General features: G+C 71.4%; 15 protein-coding genes and 1 tRNA gene. 6 read left to right on the forward strand and 10 right to left on the reverse strand.

Translation table 11 applies throughout. The features are described from left to right. Positions 1-93: 93 nt before the first annotated feature. From ACIBK6_RS40525 to ACIBK6_RS40535, 3 genes are all read right to left on the reverse strand, one after another. Positions 94-561 carry a hypothetical protein gene (locus tag ACIBK6_RS40525; protein ID WP_399058193.1) on the reverse strand — a complete coding sequence of 156 codons (468 nt, stop codon included), beginning with the start codon at positions 559-561 and terminating at the stop codon, positions 94-96. A 66-nt stretch (positions 562-627) separates the two neighbouring features. Continuing rightward, positions 628-1,221: an aminoacyl-tRNA hydrolase gene (gene pth / locus ACIBK6_RS40530; protein ID WP_399058232.1), complete on the reverse strand. Its 594-nt coding sequence runs from the start codon at positions 1,219-1,221 to the stop codon at positions 628-630. Between the two features lie 128 nt (positions 1,222-1,349). After that, positions 1,350-1,934, reverse strand: a complete 585-nt coding sequence (locus tag ACIBK6_RS40535; RefSeq protein ID WP_399058195.1) for a 50S ribosomal protein L25/general stress protein Ctc — start codon at positions 1,932-1,934, stop codon at positions 1,350-1,352. A 225-nt stretch (positions 1,935-2,159) separates the two neighbouring features. Between ACIBK6_RS40535 and ACIBK6_RS40540 the strand changes: the two genes are divergently transcribed. Together ACIBK6_RS40540 and ACIBK6_RS40545 are read left to right on the forward strand one after the other, a co-directional pair. Beyond that, positions 2,160-3,110, forward strand: coding sequence for a LysR family transcriptional regulator (locus ACIBK6_RS40540; RefSeq protein WP_399058197.1), 951 nt, complete (start codon positions 2,160-2,162; stop codon positions 3,108-3,110). Continuing rightward, complete coding sequence (locus tag ACIBK6_RS40545; protein WP_399058199.1) at positions 3,107-3,985, forward strand: serine hydrolase; 879 nt, start codon at positions 3,107-3,109, stop codon at positions 3,983-3,985. The genes ACIBK6_RS40540 and ACIBK6_RS40545 overlap by 4 nt, the downstream gene beginning before the upstream one ends. Before the next feature lie 184 nt (positions 3,986-4,169). Here the strand turns inward: ACIBK6_RS40545 and ACIBK6_RS40550 are convergent, their stop codons facing one another. The 4 genes from ACIBK6_RS40550 to ACIBK6_RS40565 form a co-directional block, all read right to left on the reverse strand. Beyond that, positions 4,170-5,144: a ribose-phosphate diphosphokinase gene (locus tag ACIBK6_RS40550; protein WP_053725021.1), complete on the reverse strand. Its 975-nt coding sequence runs from the start codon at positions 5,142-5,144 to the stop codon at positions 4,170-4,172. Positions 5,145-5,261: 117 nt separating this feature from the next. Beyond that, entirely contained in the window at positions 5,262-6,710 is a 1,449-nt protein-coding gene (glmU, locus tag ACIBK6_RS40555; protein ID WP_399058201.1) for a bifunctional UDP-N-acetylglucosamine diphosphorylase/glucosamine-1-phosphate N-acetyltransferase GlmU, read from the reverse strand. A gap of 127 nt (positions 6,711-6,837) precedes the next feature. Further along, positions 6,838-6,909: transfer RNA gene (locus ACIBK6_RS40560), tRNA-Gln, on the reverse strand. A gap of 27 nt (positions 6,910-6,936) precedes the next feature. Beyond that, positions 6,937-7,797, reverse strand: coding sequence for a hypothetical protein (locus tag ACIBK6_RS40565; protein WP_399058203.1), 861 nt, complete (start codon positions 7,795-7,797; stop codon positions 6,937-6,939). Between the two features lie 154 nt (positions 7,798-7,951). Here ACIBK6_RS40565 and ACIBK6_RS40570 point away from each other — a divergent pair, with 154 nt between their 5' ends. Further along, entirely contained in the window at positions 7,952-9,271 is a 1,320-nt protein-coding gene (locus ACIBK6_RS40570; RefSeq protein WP_399058205.1) for a sensor histidine kinase, read from the forward strand. Positions 9,272-9,528: 257 nt separating this feature from the next. Here ACIBK6_RS40570 and ACIBK6_RS40575 read toward each other — a convergent pair whose 3' ends face one another. Continuing rightward, complete coding sequence (locus tag ACIBK6_RS40575; protein WP_399058207.1) at positions 9,529-10,017, reverse strand: SUKH-3 domain-containing protein; 489 nt, start codon at positions 10,015-10,017, stop codon at positions 9,529-9,531. A 32-nt stretch (positions 10,018-10,049) separates the two neighbouring features. After that, the gene (locus ACIBK6_RS40580) at positions 10,050-10,565 is read right to left on the reverse strand and encodes a YwqJ-related putative deaminase (protein ID WP_399058209.1); all 516 of its coding nucleotides are present in this window, start codon (positions 10,563-10,565) and stop codon (positions 10,050-10,052) included. Between the two features lie 248 nt (positions 10,566-10,813). On the opposite strand from ACIBK6_RS40580, the gene ACIBK6_RS40585 reads away from it, so the two are divergent. The 3 genes from ACIBK6_RS40585 (at position 10,814) to ACIBK6_RS40595 (ending at position 15,612) form a co-directional block, all read left to right on the forward strand. Then, on the forward strand, positions 10,814-11,800 hold the full coding sequence (locus ACIBK6_RS40585; RefSeq protein WP_399058211.1) for an SMI1/KNR4 family protein: 987 nt from the start codon (positions 10,814-10,816) through the stop codon (positions 11,798-11,800). Between the two features lie 8 nt (positions 11,801-11,808). Beyond that, positions 11,809-14,469: an SUKH-4 family immunity protein gene (locus ACIBK6_RS40590; protein ID WP_399058213.1), complete on the forward strand. Its 2,661-nt coding sequence runs from the start codon at positions 11,809-11,811 to the stop codon at positions 14,467-14,469. A 240-nt stretch (positions 14,470-14,709) separates the two neighbouring features. Next, entirely contained in the window at positions 14,710-15,612 is a 903-nt protein-coding gene (locus tag ACIBK6_RS40595; RefSeq protein ID WP_399058215.1) for a cellulose-binding protein, read from the forward strand. A 97-nt stretch (positions 15,613-15,709) separates the two neighbouring features. Here ACIBK6_RS40595 and ACIBK6_RS40600 read toward each other — a convergent pair whose 3' ends face one another. After that, entirely contained in the window at positions 15,710-17,272 is a 1,563-nt protein-coding gene (locus tag ACIBK6_RS40600) for an MFS transporter (RefSeq protein WP_399058217.1), read from the reverse strand. Between the last annotated feature and the right edge of the window lie 163 nt (positions 17,273-17,435).

A 17,435-nucleotide genomic window follows, 5' to 3' on the forward strand; every position in this document is an offset into this window, starting at 1 on the left:
CGCCCCCCCCCGGGCGGGGGGGCGCCGCCCCCCCCCCCCCCCCCCCCCCCCCCCCCCCCCCCCCCCCCCCCCCCCCCCCGGACCCCAGGGCAGCTACAGCGCGATGAACGTCGCCGCCATCAAGGCCGCCCCCACGCACCCCGTCACCCACGCCGTGCGGGTCAGGCGGACGCCGCCGCCGATGACCAGCGCCGCCAGCAGCAGCGCGCCGGCCAGCGGGAGCCAGGCGTACAGGATGCCCGCCGTGTCGCTGCGTACCGCCTCGTCCGTGCCCGGTTTGACGACCACCGCCACGTCCTCGCCCCGCCGGACCGCGACCGACTTGGTGATCGTCATACCCGGGTGCGACGGCGAGCCCGCCGCAGGCCGGTAGCGGCCGCTGCACACATCGCCCGTGCACCCCGTCACCGCCAGCGTCCCGTGGTCGCGGCCCTTGGCGAGGACCACGTGCTGGGCGGTGCCCCACGACGACCAGGCCCCGGCGACCAGGAGCAGCGCGGCGACCAGGGCCATCGCGGCCCGCCGCACAGCGAGCAGGAAGGTTCGGCTCCGCTTCGTCATGGGGCGCGATCCTGACGCGTACGGACGCGCCCGGTCAACCTTAGCCCAGCGGTTGGGAAGGAGTTGTCAGGAGTTGTACGTCGACTGGGCCCGCTCCAGGCCCTCGATGACCAGCGCCTCGGCCGCATCGGCCGCCCGGTCCACGAAGTAGCCGAGCTCCTTGCGCTCCGCCGAGGAGAAATCCTTCAGCACGAAGTCCGCCACCTGCATCCGCCCCGGCGGCCGCCCGATCCCGAACCGCACCCGGTGATAGTCCGCCCCCAGCGACTTGGTGATCGACTTCAGACCGTTGTGCCCGTTGTCGCCACCGCCCAGCTTCAGCCTCAACACCCCGTAGTCGATGTCCAGTTCGTCATGGACGGCGACGATATTGGCCACCGGCACCTTGTAGAAGTCCCGCAGCGCCGTCACCGGACCACCCGACAGGTTCATGTACGACATCGGCTTCGCCAGCACCACCCGCCGGTTGAACGGGCCCGGCGGACCGATCCGCCCCTCCACCACCTGCGCCCGCGCCTTGTGCGCCTTGAACCTGCCGCCCATCCGCTCCGCGAGCAGATCGGCGACCATGAACCCGACGTTGTGCCGGTTCGCGGCGTACTCCGGACCGGGATTGCCGAGGCCCACGATCAGCCAGGGTGCGTTCGCGTCGGTCGTCATCTCGGTCGCCATGGGGGCTGCGTCTCCTCACGTACGTACACAGGAAAAAACGGGGCGGCGGGCCAAGTGTGGCCCGCCGCCCCGTCGGAGTCCGTGCCCGGCACGGAAACCCAGGCAGAGCGCGCGGCTCAGGCCTCGGCGCCCTCGGCCTCGGTCTCGGCGGCCGGCTCCTCGGCCTGCGCGGCCAGGATCTGGATGACGACGGCCTCGGGGTCGGTGGCCAGGGTGGTGCCGGCCGGCAGCTTGATGTCCTTGGCGTGGATGGCCGCGCCGGCCTCCAGGCCCGCGATGGACACGGTGACCGAGGTCGGGATGTGGGTGGCCTCGGCCTCGACCGACAGCGTGTTCAGCACGTTCTCGACCAGGAAGCTGCCCGGGGCCAGCTCGCCCTCGGTCTCCACGGCGACCTCGACCGTGACCTTCTCGCCCTTCTTGACGAGCAGCAGGTCGACGTGGACCAGGTAACCCTTGATCGCGTCACGCTGGACGGCCTTCGGGATGGCGAGCTCGGTCTTGCCGTCGATGTCCAGGGACAGCAGAACGTTCGCGGTACGCAGCGCGAGCAGCAGCTCGTGGCCCGGCAGGGTCACGTGGACCGGCTCGGTGCCGTGACCGTAGATGACACCGGGAACCTTGTTCTCACGGCGGATGCTGCGGGCGGCGCCCTTGCCGAAGCTGGTACGGACGTCGGCGGCGAGCTTGACCTCGGACATGTGCACTCCTCGTAGAAAGTGATCCAGAAAACGACGGTCACCCGGCCACGACTGGCCTGCTACGAAGAGCGCGTCGATAACGGACCGCCGTACCCCAGGTACGGCCTCCCTCGCCGAGCAACTTCCCCAGACTACCCGGCGAGCCCCCGACGACCCAATTGGATCAACCCGAGCCACCCGGCTATCGGATCCACCGCCATAGCCATTCGCCTATCCTTGCCGCTCATGGACCTGCTGCTGCACCTCAGGTACTTCCGCACCGTCGCCGAGGAACAGCACTTCGGCCGCGCCGCCGAACGCCTGCGCGTCGCCCAGCCCTCCCTCTCCCAGCGCATCCAGCGCCTGGAACGCGAACTCGGCGTCCGCCTCTTCGACCGCGGCCGCACCGGCGCCACCCTCACCCCCGCGGGCCGCCTCGTCCTCGCCGAGACCGACCCCCTCCTCGACGCCGCCGACCGGCTCCGCACCCTCGTCACCCACGTCCAGGGCGGCGCCGCCGGCACCCTGCGCGCAGCCGTCCCGCCCCAACTCGGCGGCGCCACCATCGCCGCCCTCCTCACCGCCTACCGCGCCCGCAGCCCCGGCGGCGAACTCGACCTCCGCGAACTCGGCACCGCCGAGCAGACCGCCGAACTCACCGCCGGCACCCTCGACGCCGGCATCGTCCGCCACCCCTGCCCCGCCACCGGCCTCCGCTTCGGCCCCCAACTCCACCAGCCACTCGGCGCCCTCCTCGCCGACACCGACCCCCTCGCCCAGCACACCGAGATCGACGTACGCCAACTCGACGGCCGCGAACTCGTCCTCTTCCCCCGCCACACCGCCCCCGCCCTCCACGACGAAACCCTCACCGCCTGCGCCCGCCACGGCTGCACCCCCACCGCCGTCCGCGAAGTCGCCGGCCTCGAATTCACCCGCGCCCTCGTCCTGTCCGGCACCCACGTCACCGCCCTCGTACCCCAACCACCCCCCGAACCCGGCACCACCTGGCGCCCCCTGCGCACCAACCCCCTCACCTGGCGCACCTCCACCGCCTGGCCCGCCGGACGCGACGGACCCGCCGTCCGCCTCTTCACCGAAGCCGCCCACGAAGTCCTGCGCGACCACGCAGGACTCATCCCCACCGCCACCCAGCGGCGCCTCTTCCCCCGCCCCGCATCGGAGTTCCCGCTGTGAACACCCCCGTACGCGGCCGCATCACCGCCGCCTTCACCGACGCCGGAACCACCGGAGCGCTCTGCGCCACCGACATCGACACCGGCGCCGACATCACCCTCGCCGCCGACACCCCCGTCTCCACCGCCAGCGTCCACAAGCTCTGCCTCATCGCCACGCTCTACCGCGAAGCCGCCGCAGGCCGCATCGACCCCACCACCCCCGTCGACATCCCCGCAGCCCCCCGCGCCCCCGGACCCACCGGCCTCGCCGTCATGCGCGACGCCGCCCGGCTCTCCCTGCGCGACCTCGCCTCCCTCACCATCGCCGTCAGCGACAACGCCGCCGCCGACATCCTCTGGGACCACCTCGGCCTCGACACCGTCAACGCCACCATGACCGCCCTCGGACTGCGCCGCACCACCGCCGTCCACAACCAGGCCACCCTCTACGCCACGATGGTCACCGACACCGGCGAAACCGGCCCCGGGGCCCTCGTCGACCCCGCCGCCGTCGCCCGCCTCACCGTCCTCGACCCCACCCGCACCAACCGCTCCACCCCCAAGGAGATCGCCACCCTGCTCGCCGCCATCTGGCGTGACGAAGTCTGCGGCGGCGCATGGGGCGAGGAACTCAGAGCCGTCCTCGGCGTCCAGACCTGGAGCCACCGCCTCGCCTCTGGATTCCCCTTCGACGACGTACGCGTCTGCGGCAAGACCGGCACCCTGCCCACCCTGCGCCACGAAGCCGGAGTGATCGAATACCCCGACGGCGGGCGCTACGCCGTCGCAGTGTTCACCCGCGCCGCCTCCACCGCCGCCACCCTGCCCGCAGCCGACGCCGCGATCGGCCGGGCCGCCCGAATCGCCGTCGACGCACTGCGCGCGCGGGCATGAACGCGAGCGCAGACATGAAGCCCGGACATGAAGCCCGGACATGAAGCCCGGACATGAAGCCCGGACATGAAGCCCGGACATGAAGCCCGGACATGAAGCCCGGACATGAAGAAGGGGCCACGCCCGGTGAACACCGGACGCGGCCCCAACTCCGTACAACTACAAGCCAGTTCGCGACTGCGAGCTAGTTCTCCTCGAAGAGACTCGTCACCGAGCCGTCCTCGAAGACCTCGCGCACCGCACGCGCGATCGACGGAGCGATCGAAAGCACCGTGATCTTGTCGAGCTCCAGGTCCGACGGGTCCGGCAGCGTATTCGTGAACACGAACTCGCTCACCTTGGAGTTCTTCAGCCGGTCCGCGGCGGGACCCGACAGGATGCCGTGCGTGGCCGTCACGATGACGTCCTCCGCACCGTGCGCGAACAGCGCGTCCGCGGCGGCGCAGATCGTGCCACCCGTGTCGATCATGTCGTCCACCAGGACGCAGACGCGGCCCTTCACGTCACCGACGACCTCATGGACCGTCACCGTGTTGGCGACGTCCTTGTCACGGCGCTTGTGGACGATCGCCAGCGGCGCGTCAAGGCGGTCGCACCAGCGGTCGGCGACCCGCACCCGGCCCGCGTCCGGCGACACGATCGTCAGCTTCGAACGGTCGACCTTCGCACCCACGTAGTCCGCGAGGACCGGCAGCGCGGTCAGGTGGTCCACCGGACCGTCGAAGAAGCCCTGGATCTGGTCCGTGTGCAGATCGACGGTCAGGATGCGGTCCGCACCCGCCGTCTTCAGCAGATCGGCCACCAGACGCGCCGAGATCGGCTCACGGCCCTTGTGCTTCTTGTCCTGACGGGCATAGCCGTACGACGGAACGATCACGGTGATGGACCGCGCCGACGCCCGCTTCAGGGCGTCGATCATGATCAACTGCTCCATGATCCACTTATTGATCGGAGCCGTGTGGCTCTGGATCAGGAAGCAGTCCGCACCACGGGCCGACTCCTGAAAACGAACGTAGATCTCACCGTTCGCAAAGTCGAAGGCCTTCGTCGGCACGAGGCCCACACCCAACTGGTGCGCAACCTCCTCGGCCAGCTCGGGGTGGGCGCGGCCGGAGAAGAGCATCAGCTTCTTCTCGCCGGTCGTCTTGATCCCGGTCACAGCACAGTCTCCTCAGACGTGTTCGATGCTGCTGCGCCCGCGCGGTCCCTTTCGCGGCGAGCCAGCCGAATATGTGCACCTATCACGGTACGCCGTGAAAGACGCACCCGAATCCGGTCAGTTCTCCCCACCCGGCTGCTCGGCCGCAGCCTGAGCAGCCTGCGCGGAAGCACTACCCGGACGCTTACGCTCCACCCAACCCTCAATATTCCGCTGCTGGCCACGGGCGACAGCCAGCGAACCCGGCGGCACATCCTTCGTGATCACCGACCCCGCAGCGGTGTACGCACCGTCCCCCACTGTGACAGGAGCAACAAACATGTTGTCCGAACCCGTCTTGCAGTGCGAACCGATCGTCGTGTGGTGCTTGGCCTCACCGTCATAATTCACGAACACGCTGGCCGCACCGATATTGGTGTACTCACCGATCGTCGCGTCCCCGACATACGAGAGATGCGGAACCTTCGTCCCCGCACCGATCGTCGCGTTCTTCGTCTCCACATACGTACCGATCTTGGCCTTCAGACCAAGACGCGTACCCGGACGCAGATAGGCGTACGGACCGACCGTCGCACCCTCACCCACCTCCGAGTCGTACGAGACCGCGTTGTCGACCCGAGCATCCTTGCCGACCAGAGTGTTCGTCAGACGGGAGTTGGGCCCCACCTCCGCACCCGAACCCAGATGCGTCGAACCCAGCAACTGCGTCCCCGGAAGCACCACCGCATCCTGCTCGAACGTCACCTGCACATCCACAAAAGTGGTCGCAGGGTCCACGACGGTCACACCCGCCAACATCGCCCGCTCCAGCAGCCGGTCATTCAACAACCGACGCGCCTCAGCCAACTGCACCCGATTGTTGATCCCCAGAATCTCCCGGAAATCACCCGCCAACGACGCCCCGACCCGATGCCCCGCCTCCCGCAGAATCCCCAGCACATCAGTCAGATACTCCTCACCCTGACTGTTGTCCGTCCGCACCTTGCCCAGCGCATCCGCCAGCAGCGCACCATCGAACGCGAACACCCCGGAATTGATCTCCCGGATCGCCCGCTGCGCCTCGCTCGCGTCCTTGTGCTCGACGATCGCGGTGACCGCACCGGAGACGTCGTCCCGCACGATGCGGCCGTAACCCGTGGAGTCGGCGACCTCGGCGGTCAGCACGGTGACGGCGTTGCCGTCCGCGTTGTGCGCCCGGGTCAGCTCGGCCAGCGTCGCACCCGTCAGCAGCGGGGTGTCGCCGCACACCACCACGACCGTGCCCTCGATGGACTGGCCCAGCTCCTCCAGCGCCATCCGGACGGCGTGCCCCGTGCCGTTCTGCTCGTACTGGACCGCGGTACGCACCCCGGCGTCGATCGCACCGAGGTGGGCGGAGACCTGCTCCCGGGCGTGGCCCACGACCACGACGAGGTGCTCGGGGTCCAGCTCACGGGAGGCTGCCACGACGTGGCCGACGAGCGAGCGCCCGCAGATCTCGTGCAGAACCTTGGGAGTGGCCGACTTCATGCGGGTGCCCTCACCCGCGGCGAGGACGACGACGGCGGCCGGGCGGGTTGCGCTCACGGAGGTGCCCTTCGGCTTCGGGGGGTGGACAACCGAAGGATACCGGGGGGTTTCGCGGATGAAATCGGGGTGGGGGCGGGGGAAATGCGGCGGGTCCTGACTTCGACGGCCAGGACCCACTGCGTTGCTCCCTCGCCAGGACTCGAACCCGGACATAGGGCACCAAAAGCCCCAGTGCTGCCAATTACACCACGAGGGATGAAAACCGACTAAACCGGACATTGGGTCAGGTCGCCGGATCGGCACCCAACACTATGCCGTACCAAGCACCTTCCATGCGACGGTAGAGCTCGGCGCCCTTGGTCACGTAGATCACCAGGCAGCCCCGGTAAGCCTCAGTGACGTTCTTTCGCGTGGTGCGCGGGTTGTGCCTCTTGAGCGTGGCTCGCTGGAAGGTCGAGGCGTCCACCCCGGCCAGGTCGGCCCAGAACTGTTCGGCCTCGGCGACATTCGCCGACTCATGGATGCTGACACGGAAGCGCATGCGCTCACGCGAGACCCCCAGGAGCTCCAGCCAGCGCAGGTACAGCTTGATCACGTTGGGGTCGCTGTTGATGAACTGCAGTTGCTCGCTGCGGCGGTACGTCTTGTCCTTGGCTCCCTCGGCCCAGTAGAGCGCCACGCCAGCAATGAAGAGCTCCCGGTCGGAGAGTCGCCCGATCTCGTCGCGCGCCGCCCTTTTGGCTGCTTGGCGCTCCGCGTCCTGAGCTGAGCGAAGGCGGGCGAGGCCTTCGTTCATCAGGGTGCGCTGCTCCTCGTCCGTGTAGCGGGGTTCCGGCTTCGGCAGATCGCGTACCCACAGCGATATCGAGCTCTTCGAGCAGCCGAGCTCGACCTGGATCTGGTCGTACGTCATGCCCTCCTTGCGGAGCTCTCTCGCGCGGTCGCGCAGGTCGTCCTTGGCGTTGGGGCGCTTCGTCCACTCCGGCGGCGGCTCGCCCTTCACCAGCCGGTGGAGGATGTCGTTGTTGTCGACGTGCAGGCGGTCGCGTATCTGGCGCAGGCTCAGTCCCTCGCGGCGCAGTGCGATGGCCTGCTGGCGGAGGCCTTCGAAGTCGGCGTATTTGCCGGGTGTGGTGGATGTCATACGGACACGCTCGTCCGGGATGCGGACGCCCGCTCGAATATCCGGTCGATTCACTACATCGTGGGATCGCCACCCATTTCTGGCGTGTTCGATGAGATTTCGTGCTGTGCAAGCCGACGGAAAAACGTTCGCGGCCGCCCGTAGGCTGGGTGCTATGACCACAACGGGGGCTTACCAGGAAGCCACGGGGTTGACCTCCCGTGGCTGGTGGTGGTGGGAGCGCAGGCGCAGCGCGGTGCTGGATGTCTCGCTCGGGGTGTTCTCCGCGCTGGAGTGTGCGGCGGAGGGGGTGAGTTTCGCGCGGGACGCGGGGTTGCCCGTGCCGGCCGGGGTGTTGCTCGGGCTGGTTTCGGGGGCTTCGCTGTTGCTGCGGCGGCGGTGGCCGATTGCCGTGGTGCTGGTCTCGATCGCTGTGACGCCGGCCAGCATGGGGTTCATTCTGAGCGTGGTGGGGCTGTACACGCTGGCCGCTTCTGAGGTGCCGCGCCGGATTACGGCGGCGCTGGCGGGGATGTCGGTGGCGGGGACGTTCATCGTCACGTTCGTGCGGATGCATCAGGGTGTGGCGCGCGGTGAGTACGACCCGGGGCATTGGTATGTGCCGCTGGTGTCGGTGGTGATGTCGCTCGGGATCACGGGTCCGCCGCTTCTGTACGGGCTGTATATAGGGGCGCGGCGGCGGTTGATGGAGTCGTTGCGGGAGCGGGCGGATTCGTTGGAGCGGGAGTTGTCGCTGCTCGCGGACCGGGCTGAGGAGCGGGCTGAGTGGGCGCGTACGGAGGAGCGGACGCGGATTGCCCGGGAGATGCACGATGTGGTGGCGCATCGGGTGTCGCTGATGGTGGTGCATGCGGCGGCGTTGCAGGCGGTGGCGCGCAAGGATCCGGAGAAGGCCGTCAAGAATGCGGCGCTGGTCGGTGACATGGGGCGGCAGGCGTTGACGGAGTTGCGGGAGATGCTCGGGGTGCTGCGGGCGGCGGATCAGCAGCCGGTTGCGGTGCCGGTGGTTCCGGTGCCGTTGGCGGCGGTGGGGCTCGCGGCGGCCGCGGCTGCGGCGGCTGCGGAGGAGGGTCCGTGTCTGGCGGACATCGAGGCGTTGGTGGGGCAGTCCCGGGAGGCCGGGATGGTGGTGGAGCTGTTGGTGCAGGGGGAGGCGCGGGGGTATGACGCGCTGGTGGAGCAGACGGCGTACCGGGTGATCCAGGAGGCGCTGACCAATGTGCACAAGCATGCGGCGGGCGCGAAGGTGATGGTGCGGCTTGCGCATCGGGAGGCCGAGGTGGCGATGCAGGTGGAGAACGGGCCTGCGGACGGTGTCACGGCGGATGCGGGGTTGCCGAGCGGTGGCAATGGTCTGGTGGGGATGCGGGAGCGGGTTACGGCGCTGGGCGGGGTGTTCGTGTCGGGGGTGACGGACGCGGGCGGGTTCCGGGTGTCGGCGGTGCTGCCGGACCGGGCGTCGGTGGTTTCTTAGCGGTTTCCGCTGGTCGGCACCGGTGCGCGTCTGGTGCGTCCGGGGTTGTGCTCCGGCCCGCTGCTGCCGGTTGGCGGGTGCGTGTCCGGCGGATCCTGCGCGTCCCCGTGCGTCTCGCCCGTGCCTTCTGCCCACCCCCCGTGCGTCTCGCCCGCGCCCGCTGCCCCCGGTACGTCCCCGTGCGTCTCGCCCGCCCTCTTGCCACGGTGTGTCGTGTGCATCCTGCCCGCGCGGTCCGCCCCGGGTGCCGTTGGTGTTCAGCCCGAGGTGAGGCGGATGGGCTGGGTGCCGGTGATGAGGGTGTTGAGGGCGTGGTCGATGTCGGGGCCGAGGTACCAGTCGCCGGTGTGGTCGAGGGAGTAGACGCGGCCGTGGGTGTCGATGGCGAGTACGGCCTGCTGGTCGCCTTCTTCGCCGAGCGGGGCGATGTCGGTTTCGAGGGCGCGGCCGAGGTCGGCGAGGGTGCGGGCGAGGTGGAGGCCGGCGAGGGGGTCGAAGCGCAGGGTGGCGGGGGCGTTGCGGCGGCCGGGGCCGGGGGCGGTGAGGCGTAGGCCGCCGAATTCGGCCCAGGCTTCGACGGCGGCGGGGAAGACGGTGTGGCGGTGGCCGGCGGGTGAGGTGTGGCCGCGCAGGACGTCGGCCCAGGCTTCGGCTTGTCGGATGTCCCAGCGTCCGGGTTGCCAGCCGGCGGTGCGCAGGGCGGCGTCGACGGGGACGGGGAAGCGGGTGGTGGAGATGTCCGGCATCGGCGGCCTTTCCGTGCAGAGGGTGTGGGGGTTTAGGGTTCGACGCTGCGTACGCCGAAGTGGGCGAGCAGGGCGGTGCAGGAGCGGCAGGGTGGTGCGTAGCTGCCGTGGAGGGGGTCGCCGTCTTCGCGTATGCGGCGGGCGGTGAGTTTGGCGTGTTTGAGGGCGCGGCGGGCTTCGCCGTGGGTGAGGGGTTTGCGCTGGGCGCGTTTGGAGCGGTTGGTCTCGACGCTGGTCAGGTGTCGGGAGAGCAGGATCGCTTCGGGGCAGCGGCCGGTGAAGCGTTCGCGTTGGTTGCTGGTGAGGGTGTCGAGGTAGTCCTGGACGAGGGCGTGCAGGACGGGGGGTTGTTCGCCTTTGCCCGCGGTGCAGGTGAGGGTTTCGCCGCGGACGGAGAGTGCGGCGGCGACGGCGGGGAGGATGCCGTCGCGGCGGTGGCGCAGTAAGGGTGCGGGCGCGGTGGTGGTGGCGCTCCAGTTGAGGCGTGGATCGCCGGGTGTCGTATTTATCGCGTTTGTGGCGGATGTTTCGCGTGGTGCGGTGTGCATGGTGCTGTGTCCCTCCCACTGCCCGCGGCTTCAGCCGCGGGTGTCAGCGCCCCCGAGTTGCGGGGACAGCCTGCCAAATGCGGCCGCTGGTACGGAAGCTGGGGCGTGGAAACCCGCGCGTCGGGGGCGGACGGTGATGCGGCTGTGACGGGTGGTGACCGAATTGCGGGGCCGGTACCCGGTATTGCCTCACCGCATAGTCTGGTCCTCACCAGCCAGACGCCAGCACGCAGCAGGGGGCAACCGCCATGACGACAGGTCGGCTCGGGCAGCATGCCGCGCCACCGAACGCGGCCTATGCCGGGCAGGTCGTGCACTTCCCGGATCCGGTCCGGGCCTCCCGGCATCCCAGAGGGGTGCCGGTGGATGAGCACGGCTTCCCGGATTTCTCGGCGTACGCCCGCGCGGCGGCGGAGATAGCGGAGCCGCCCGAGGGTTTCGGGGTGGACGAGCTCCGGTTGACCGACTACGTGTCGGCGAACGCGGCGCTGGCCGCCGCGGGCCATGAGCTGTGGGACACGATTCCGGCGGTGGCGACGCCGCACGGCTGGACCTGGCACCACGTGCCGGGTGGCCGGCGGCTTGAGTTGGTGCCGGTCGAGGTGAAGGCGCTGCTGCGTCATTACGGCGGTCTGGCGACGACGCAGGTCGAGCACGGCAAGCGCGGTACGCGTCCGCTGCAGGAGACGCGGCCCGCGCACTTCGGTCTCCCGAAGGGCTCGGTGTCGGTGTCGGAGTCCCAACTCCTGGGTGTGGAGGAGGACTTGGGGTACCGGCTGCCGGGTGCGTACCGCTCGTTCCTGAAGGCGGCGGGTGGTTGTGCCCCGGTCGGGGCGGCGCTCGACGCCGAGCTGGGGCTCCTGGTCGACCAGCCGTTCTTCACGGTGCGCGACGAGGCCGCGGTCAATGACCTGGTGTACGTCAACAAGTGTCTGCGCGACCATCTCACCAAGGACTATCTGGGTGTCGCCTTCGTGCAGGGCGGCATCCTGGCGGTGAAGGTGAAGGGTGCGGCGGCCGGTTCGGTGTGGTTCTGCGCGTACGACGACGCGCGGGACCGGGACGGGCTGAGTGTGAACGAGCGGGTGGAGCAGTTGCTGCTGCCCTGCGGGGACGACTTCGACGGGTTCCTGGCCCGCCTCGCGGGCAATCCGCCGGAGCTGGAGACCGTGGCGAATCTGATGGTGGACGGCGGCTTCGCGCGCGCTGTCGGGACGACCTCGGTAGGGGAGTGAGCCGGCCGATGGTGACTTTTGCTCAGGCGCAGGAGCGCGCGGAAGAGTGGATCAACGGCGATGTGCCCGCGTATCAGCACCGGGAGGTGCGGGTGCGGGAGTTCGAGCTGGGTTTCGTGGTGTGGGCCGAGGACCGCGAGAACGGTCCGTCTGGCGGCGGCGGTGCGCAGCGTCTGGTGATCGCCCGGGACAGCGGTGAGGCGACGCTGTGGCCGGGGTTGGCGGTGGGTGAGGTGATCCGCCGGTACGAGGAGGAGTACGGGGTGCCGGAGGACGTTTCGCCGGTGCCCGAGGCTCCGGCGCGGATCGATCTGAATCAGACGTCGTTCCTGTTGAGTCCGCCGGAGTGGCTCCAGGAGGCGGCGGACAAGCTGGGGATTCCGGACCGTCGGGGCGAGAGTGCGGCCGGGTCCGGTGCGCCGGCCGCGTCTTCGCCCGCGCCTTCCGCGCCCGCTTCGGGTGGGGGTGCTTCGGGTGGGGCGGCGTGGCCCGCGCCCGCCGCTGCCGCGCAGGGTACGCCCGCCGGGGGTACGCCCTGGGCGGGTACGGACACCAATGCCGGTTCGGAGGACGGTTCGGTGCCGCTGCCGGCGACGGTGTTCGCGCCCGCGCTGTCCGGTTCGGACGATGGAGACGCCGTGCCGCCGAAGGCGCCGCCGGAGGCCAAGACCGCGTTGATCGCGGGCGGCAGCCAGCTTCCGCCGACGGCGCTGGCGCCCGCGATCGACCCGGAGGGTGCGCCGCTGCCGGGTGCTCCGGTGGTGGCTCCGGGCGCTCCGGCCGCGTCTGTTCCGCCTGTCCGGCCGACGGGTCCTGGTGGGCCTTCGGGTGCGGGGGACATCGCGGATGCCGCCACCAGCAAGGCAGTTGGGCCGCCGCCGGGTGCGCGGGCGGCGCGGGGCGGGGGTTCTACGACTCCGCCGCCGCCGGGTGCGCCGGGCACGCCCGGTGCGCGGCTGCCCGCCGCTCCGGTGCCGGGTTCGACTCCGCCGCCGGGTGCGCCGGCCGGCGGCTATCTGCCGACGCAGCTGGTGTCGCAGCTCGGCCCCGACGGTCCGCAGCCGCCCGGCCCGCCGACGCCGCCACCGCCCTCGCCGGGCGGTGTGCACCAGGCGGCGACGATGCTGGCCGACCCGAGCCAGCTGGGCCCGGGTGGCCCTGGCGCGCCAATGCCTCCGGGTGCGCCCGGTGCTCCGATGCACCCTGGTGCCCCTGGTGCCCCTGGTGCCCCTGGTGCGCCGGGTGCTCCGATGCCGCCCGGTCCTCCCGGGATGCCTGGTGCGCCTGGTGTGCCGGGTACGCCGCCTGGTGGTGTGCATCAGGCGGCGACGATGTTGGCGGGGCCCGCGCAGATGGGTCCTGGTGGTCCGGGTGCTCCGATGCCTCCCGGTCCGCCGGGAGCCCCTGGTGCGCCCGGCGCTCCGATGCCGCCCGGTGCTCCGATGCCTCCGGGTGCGCCCGGTGTGCCGGGTACGCCGCCTGGTGGTGTGCATCAGGCGGCGACGATGTTGGCGGGGCCCGCGCAGATGGGGCCTGGGGGTCCTGGTGCGCCGATGCCCCCCGGTCCGCCGGGAGCCCCTGGTGCGCCCGGCGCCCCCATGCCGCCCGGTCCTCCCGGGATGCCGCCGGGTGGGCCCGTACCGCAGACGCCGCCGCCCGCGTACGGCTATCCGCAGCAGCCCCCGACCGGGCTGCCGACGGTCGGTCCCGGGTATCAGGCCGTGCTGCGCTACCGCGCGCCCGACGGTTCCGAGCAGCAGCTCATCCGCCGTTCGGCGCCCGGCATTCCGCATCCGGAGTGGCAGATCTTCCATGAGCTGCGGGCGATGAACGTGCCCGCGGACCATGTGCTGGAGTTGCACACCGAGCTGGAGTCGTGCGAGCTGCCGGGCGGATACTGTGCGCGGATGATCCGCGAGCAGTGGCCGCAGGTGCGGATCACGAACGTGGCTCCCTACGGTAAGGACCATGCCTCGCGCCGTCAGGGCGTCCAGCATCTGCTCACCCACCAGGGCGAGTTGGCGCAGGTCGCGGACGGTCCGGCCAGGCCGCAGCCGGTGCGGGCGCCTTTGGTGCCGGTGCAGCCGCTGCCGCCGCTGCCGCCGGAGGGCGTGGCGCACGAGCTGGCGGGCGCGTTCGGCCCGCAGGGTGTCTTCCGCTTCGACCAGCGGGCGGTGTCGCGTCAGGGCGTGCCGGAGGCCGTGGCCGTGACGCTGGTGTGGGCGGGTCTGCCGGTGGACTTCGGGCCGTTCTTCTGGGCGCAGGCCGTGCCCGGTCAGCCGGTGCCGACGCTGGCCGAGCTGGCGCAGCAACGCGGTGTGCAGCCGGCCGCGGACGCGGGGTCGTACCTGGTGATGGGTTCGGACTTCGGGCGGGCGATCTGTGTCCAGTACGGGACCGCGAACATCGTGGCGGTGCCGGTGGAGGCGGGGCCCGGCGGTCAGTCGGTGCCGCCGCAGTTCGTGAACTCGGGGCTGCCCGAGTTCGTACGGTGTCTGGCGCTGCTCGGCCGGATGTGGCGGCTGCGGTTCGGGCTCAACCCCGAGCAGGCGGGCCGCTGGACGGTCGACTTCCAGGCGCAGTTGGCCGCGCTCGACCCGGCGGCGCTCGCTTCGCCGGAGAGCTGGTGGTCGGTGCTGCTTGAGCAGATGTGGGACGGGCTGCTCTGACCGTGCCCTGATTCCCGTGCCCTGTTCGAGGTGCCGAGGCGCTCGCCGTGTGGTCGCGGTGGGCGCCTCGGCCGTGCGGGCCGCCCGCGATTGCGCCTTCTGGCGCCCTTGGGCGCATCCTTGTGCATGGAGTGTGGGCGGAGTGTCGTGTTATGACCACTTCGCTTCGGTCACCGGATCGGCGGTCGCGGGATCGGCCGTCGCCGGATCGTCGGTGGGTACGGGAGAGGAGCTTCTGGGATGAGCGCAGCATCGATGCCGCCGTCGCCGTCGGAGCAGCCGTTCGGGGTCGGCCGGGGCCGCGGTTACCGTCCCGAGCAGGTCGACCGGGCGCTCGCCGGGCTCGCTCGGGAGCGGGACGTGGCGCGGGAGCGCGAGGCCCGGCTCGCCGCCCTGGCCGAGGAACTGGGGGCGCGGGCGGGCGCGCTGCGGGAGCAGGTCGGCGCGCTCGCCCCGCAGACGTACGAGGCGCTCGGCGGCCGCGCCGGGACGCTGTTCGCGCTGTCCGTCGAGGAGGGCGACGAGGTGCGGGCCACGGCCGTGGAGGCGTCGGCCGCTCGGAGGCAGGCCGCCGAGGAGGCGGGGCGGGCGGCTAGGGACGCGGCGCGGGCGCACGCCGATGAGGTGCTCGCGGCCGCCGAGGCGCTGGCCGAGCGGATCCTGCTCGCGGCCCGCACCGAGGCGGACGACACCCGGGGCGCGGCCCGGGCCGAGGCCGGGCAGCGGCAGGCCGAGGCGGCGGCCGCGCTGGCCGAGACGCGGCGGCGCTGCGCGGCGGTGCTGGCCGGGCAGCGCCGGGAGCAGGCGGAGGTGCTGGAGGCGGCCGAGCGTGAACTGGCCGCCGCCGAGGCCGAGTTGACGGCCCGCCACGCCGAGCTGGCCGCCGCCGCGCAGGCCCGCCTGGACGAGGCGCGCCGCGCATTCGCGGAGACCGAGGAGAACGCCCGGCACGGCCAGGAGGACGCCGAGGCGCGCGGCGCGGAACTGGTGGCGGGGGCGCGGGTCGCCGAGGAGCGGACCGTACGGGAGACGGAGCGGGTGCTGCGGGAGCACGCCGAGACCAGCGAGGAGGTGCGGGCGCACCTGTCGCATGTACGCGCCAGCTTGGCGGCGCTGACGGGGCGGGGCCCGGCGGAGGACTGAGCGGCGCGGGGGCGGATCGCGCCCGGTCGACTCGCGGAGTCCGGCCGCCGGGGTGCGGCTCCCCGCTCGGCCCCCTCGGTCGTTCAGAGTCAGGCTCTCAGTCGTCGGGCTGGTCCGCGGTCAGGACCGGGAAGTGGCGTGGGGCCAGGAAGAGCAGGACCAGCAGGGCCAGTACGGCCGCGATGGCGGCGCCGATGTAGACGTGGTCGACGGCGTCCGCCACCGCCCGGCGCAGATAGTCGGCGGCCTCGGCGGTCAGGTCCGCCGGGTGTTGCAGGGCGCGCGAGACCGAGTCGAGGTCGCTGGGGAGTCCGGGCATCGGGGCGTGGGCGAGGCGGGTGGCGATGGTGGTGTTGGCGACCGCGCCGAACAGGGCCGCGCCGAGCGACTGGCCGACCTGGCGGCAGAACAGTACGGACGCGGTCGTGGTGCCGCGCTCGGACCAGCCGACCGTCGACTGCACGCCGACGATCAGGGGGAGTTGGAACAGGCCGAGCGCGGCGCCGAGCAGCAGCATGATCAGCGCGGGTTGCCAGGCCTGGCCGGGGAAGGGCAGCAGGGGGAAGGCGAGCAGGATCAGCGCGGCCAGGGCGATGCCGGTGATCGCGCTGTTGCGGAAGCCGATGCGGGTGTAGACGCGGCTGGAGAGTGCGGCGGAGATGGGCCAGCTCAGGGTCATCACGGACAGGACGAAGCCCGCGGCGGTCGGGTTGAGGCCGAGGACGGACTGGGCGTAGGTGGGCAGGAAGACGGTCGGGGCGATGATGAGCAGGCCGAGTGCGCCGAGTGCCAGGTTGACGGCGGCGATGGTGCGCCGGCGCCACACCCAGCCGGGTATGACGGGTTCGGCGGCCCTGCGCTCCACGTACACGGTCAGCGCGGCGAGTGCGGCGCTGGCGGCGAGCAGTGCGAGTGAGGGAGCCGAGAGCCAGGGCCAGCCGACTCCGCCCTGCACCAGTGCGGTCAGCAGCAGGGCGCCGGTGGCGAAGACGCAGAGGGCGCCGGCCCAGTCGATGCGGGGCCGGGTGGCGGGGCGTTGGCGGGCGGGCTCGACGAGGTGGCGGGCGACCAGCCACAGGGCGGCCGCGCCGACCGGCAGGTTGACGAGGAAGATCCAGCGCCAGTCGGCGTAGGTGGCGAGGAGCCCGCCGAGCGCGGGCCCGGCGATCGCGGAGACCGCCCAGACCGTGGACAACTTGGCCTGGATCTTGGGGCGTTCCTTGAGCGGGTACATGTCGGCGGCGATCGTCTGGACGGTGCCCTGGAGGGCGCCGCCGCCCAGGCCCTGCACGACGCGGAAGGCGATGAGCGCGGCCATGTTCCACGCGGACGCGCACAGCACGGATCCGGCGAGGAAGACGATGATGCCGGTGATCAGTACGGGTTTGCGGCCGAAGGTGTCGGAGAGCTTGCCGTAGACGGGCAGGGTGACGGTCACGGCGAGCAGGTAGCCGGAGAACAGCCAGGAGAAGACGGCGAATCCGCCGAGGTCGCCGACGATCTGGGGGACGGCGGTCGACACGATCGTGCCGTCGAGGGCGGCCAGTGCCATGCCCATCATGAGAGCCGCGACGACCGGTCCGCGCCCCCGTGCGGGGGCCGGGTCCGGTGCCGCGCCGGGTATCGCTTCGGTGCCGGGGGTGGTGCCGGAGGCGCTCACCAAGATCCTTTCACTGTGCACGCATCTGCTGGGGCACACCTTCTCACCCTCCCCCAAACTCCAAAAGGAGCAGGGGGGACCCCCATCCGAGCTCCAAAAGGAGCAGGGTGAACCCCCATCGCCGCGACGGCCGGGGCGGAGGCTGCCCCGAGACGGGCTCGTC

The sequence above is a fragment of the Streptomyces sp. NPDC050485 genome (assembly GCF_044458185.1).
Taxonomy (GTDB): domain Bacteria; phylum Actinomycetota; class Actinomycetes; order Streptomycetales; family Streptomycetaceae; genus Streptomyces.

What these genes read in the sequence shown, in the direction of transcription:
- ACIBK6_RS40525 (WP_399058193.1), bottom strand. Translation starts at nt 561, where the DNA reads ATGACGAAGCGGAGCCGAACCTTCCTGCTCGCTGTGCGGCGGGCCGCG.
- ACIBK6_RS40590 (WP_399058213.1), top strand. Translation starts at nt 11,809, where the DNA reads ATGGTGACTTTTGCTCAGGCGCAGGAGCGCGCGGAAGAGTGGATCAAC.
- ACIBK6_RS40575 (WP_399058207.1), bottom strand. Translation starts at nt 10,017, where the DNA reads ATGCCGGACATCTCCACCACCCGCTTCCCCGTCCCCGTCGACGCCGCC.
- ACIBK6_RS40565 (WP_399058203.1), bottom strand. Translation starts at nt 7,797, where the DNA reads ATGACATCCACCACACCCGGCAAATACGCCGACTTCGAAGGCCTCCGC.
- ACIBK6_RS40535 (WP_399058195.1), bottom strand. Translation starts at nt 1,934, where the DNA reads ATGTCCGAGGTCAAGCTCGCCGCCGACGTCCGTACCAGCTTCGGCAAG.
- pth (WP_399058232.1), bottom strand. Translation starts at nt 1,221, where the DNA reads ATGACGACCGACGCGAACGCACCCTGGCTGATCGTGGGCCTCGGCAAT.
- ACIBK6_RS40570 (WP_399058205.1), top strand. Translation starts at nt 7,952, where the DNA reads ATGACCACAACGGGGGCTTACCAGGAAGCCACGGGGTTGACCTCCCGT.
- ACIBK6_RS40540 (WP_399058197.1), top strand. Translation starts at nt 2,160, where the DNA reads ATGGACCTGCTGCTGCACCTCAGGTACTTCCGCACCGTCGCCGAGGAA.
- ACIBK6_RS40585 (WP_399058211.1), top strand. Translation starts at nt 10,814, where the DNA reads ATGACGACAGGTCGGCTCGGGCAGCATGCCGCGCCACCGAACGCGGCC.
- ACIBK6_RS40580 (WP_399058209.1), bottom strand. Translation starts at nt 10,565, where the DNA reads ATGCACACCGCACCACGCGAAACATCCGCCACAAACGCGATAAATACG.
- ACIBK6_RS40595 (WP_399058215.1), top strand. Translation starts at nt 14,710, where the DNA reads ATGAGCGCAGCATCGATGCCGCCGTCGCCGTCGGAGCAGCCGTTCGGG.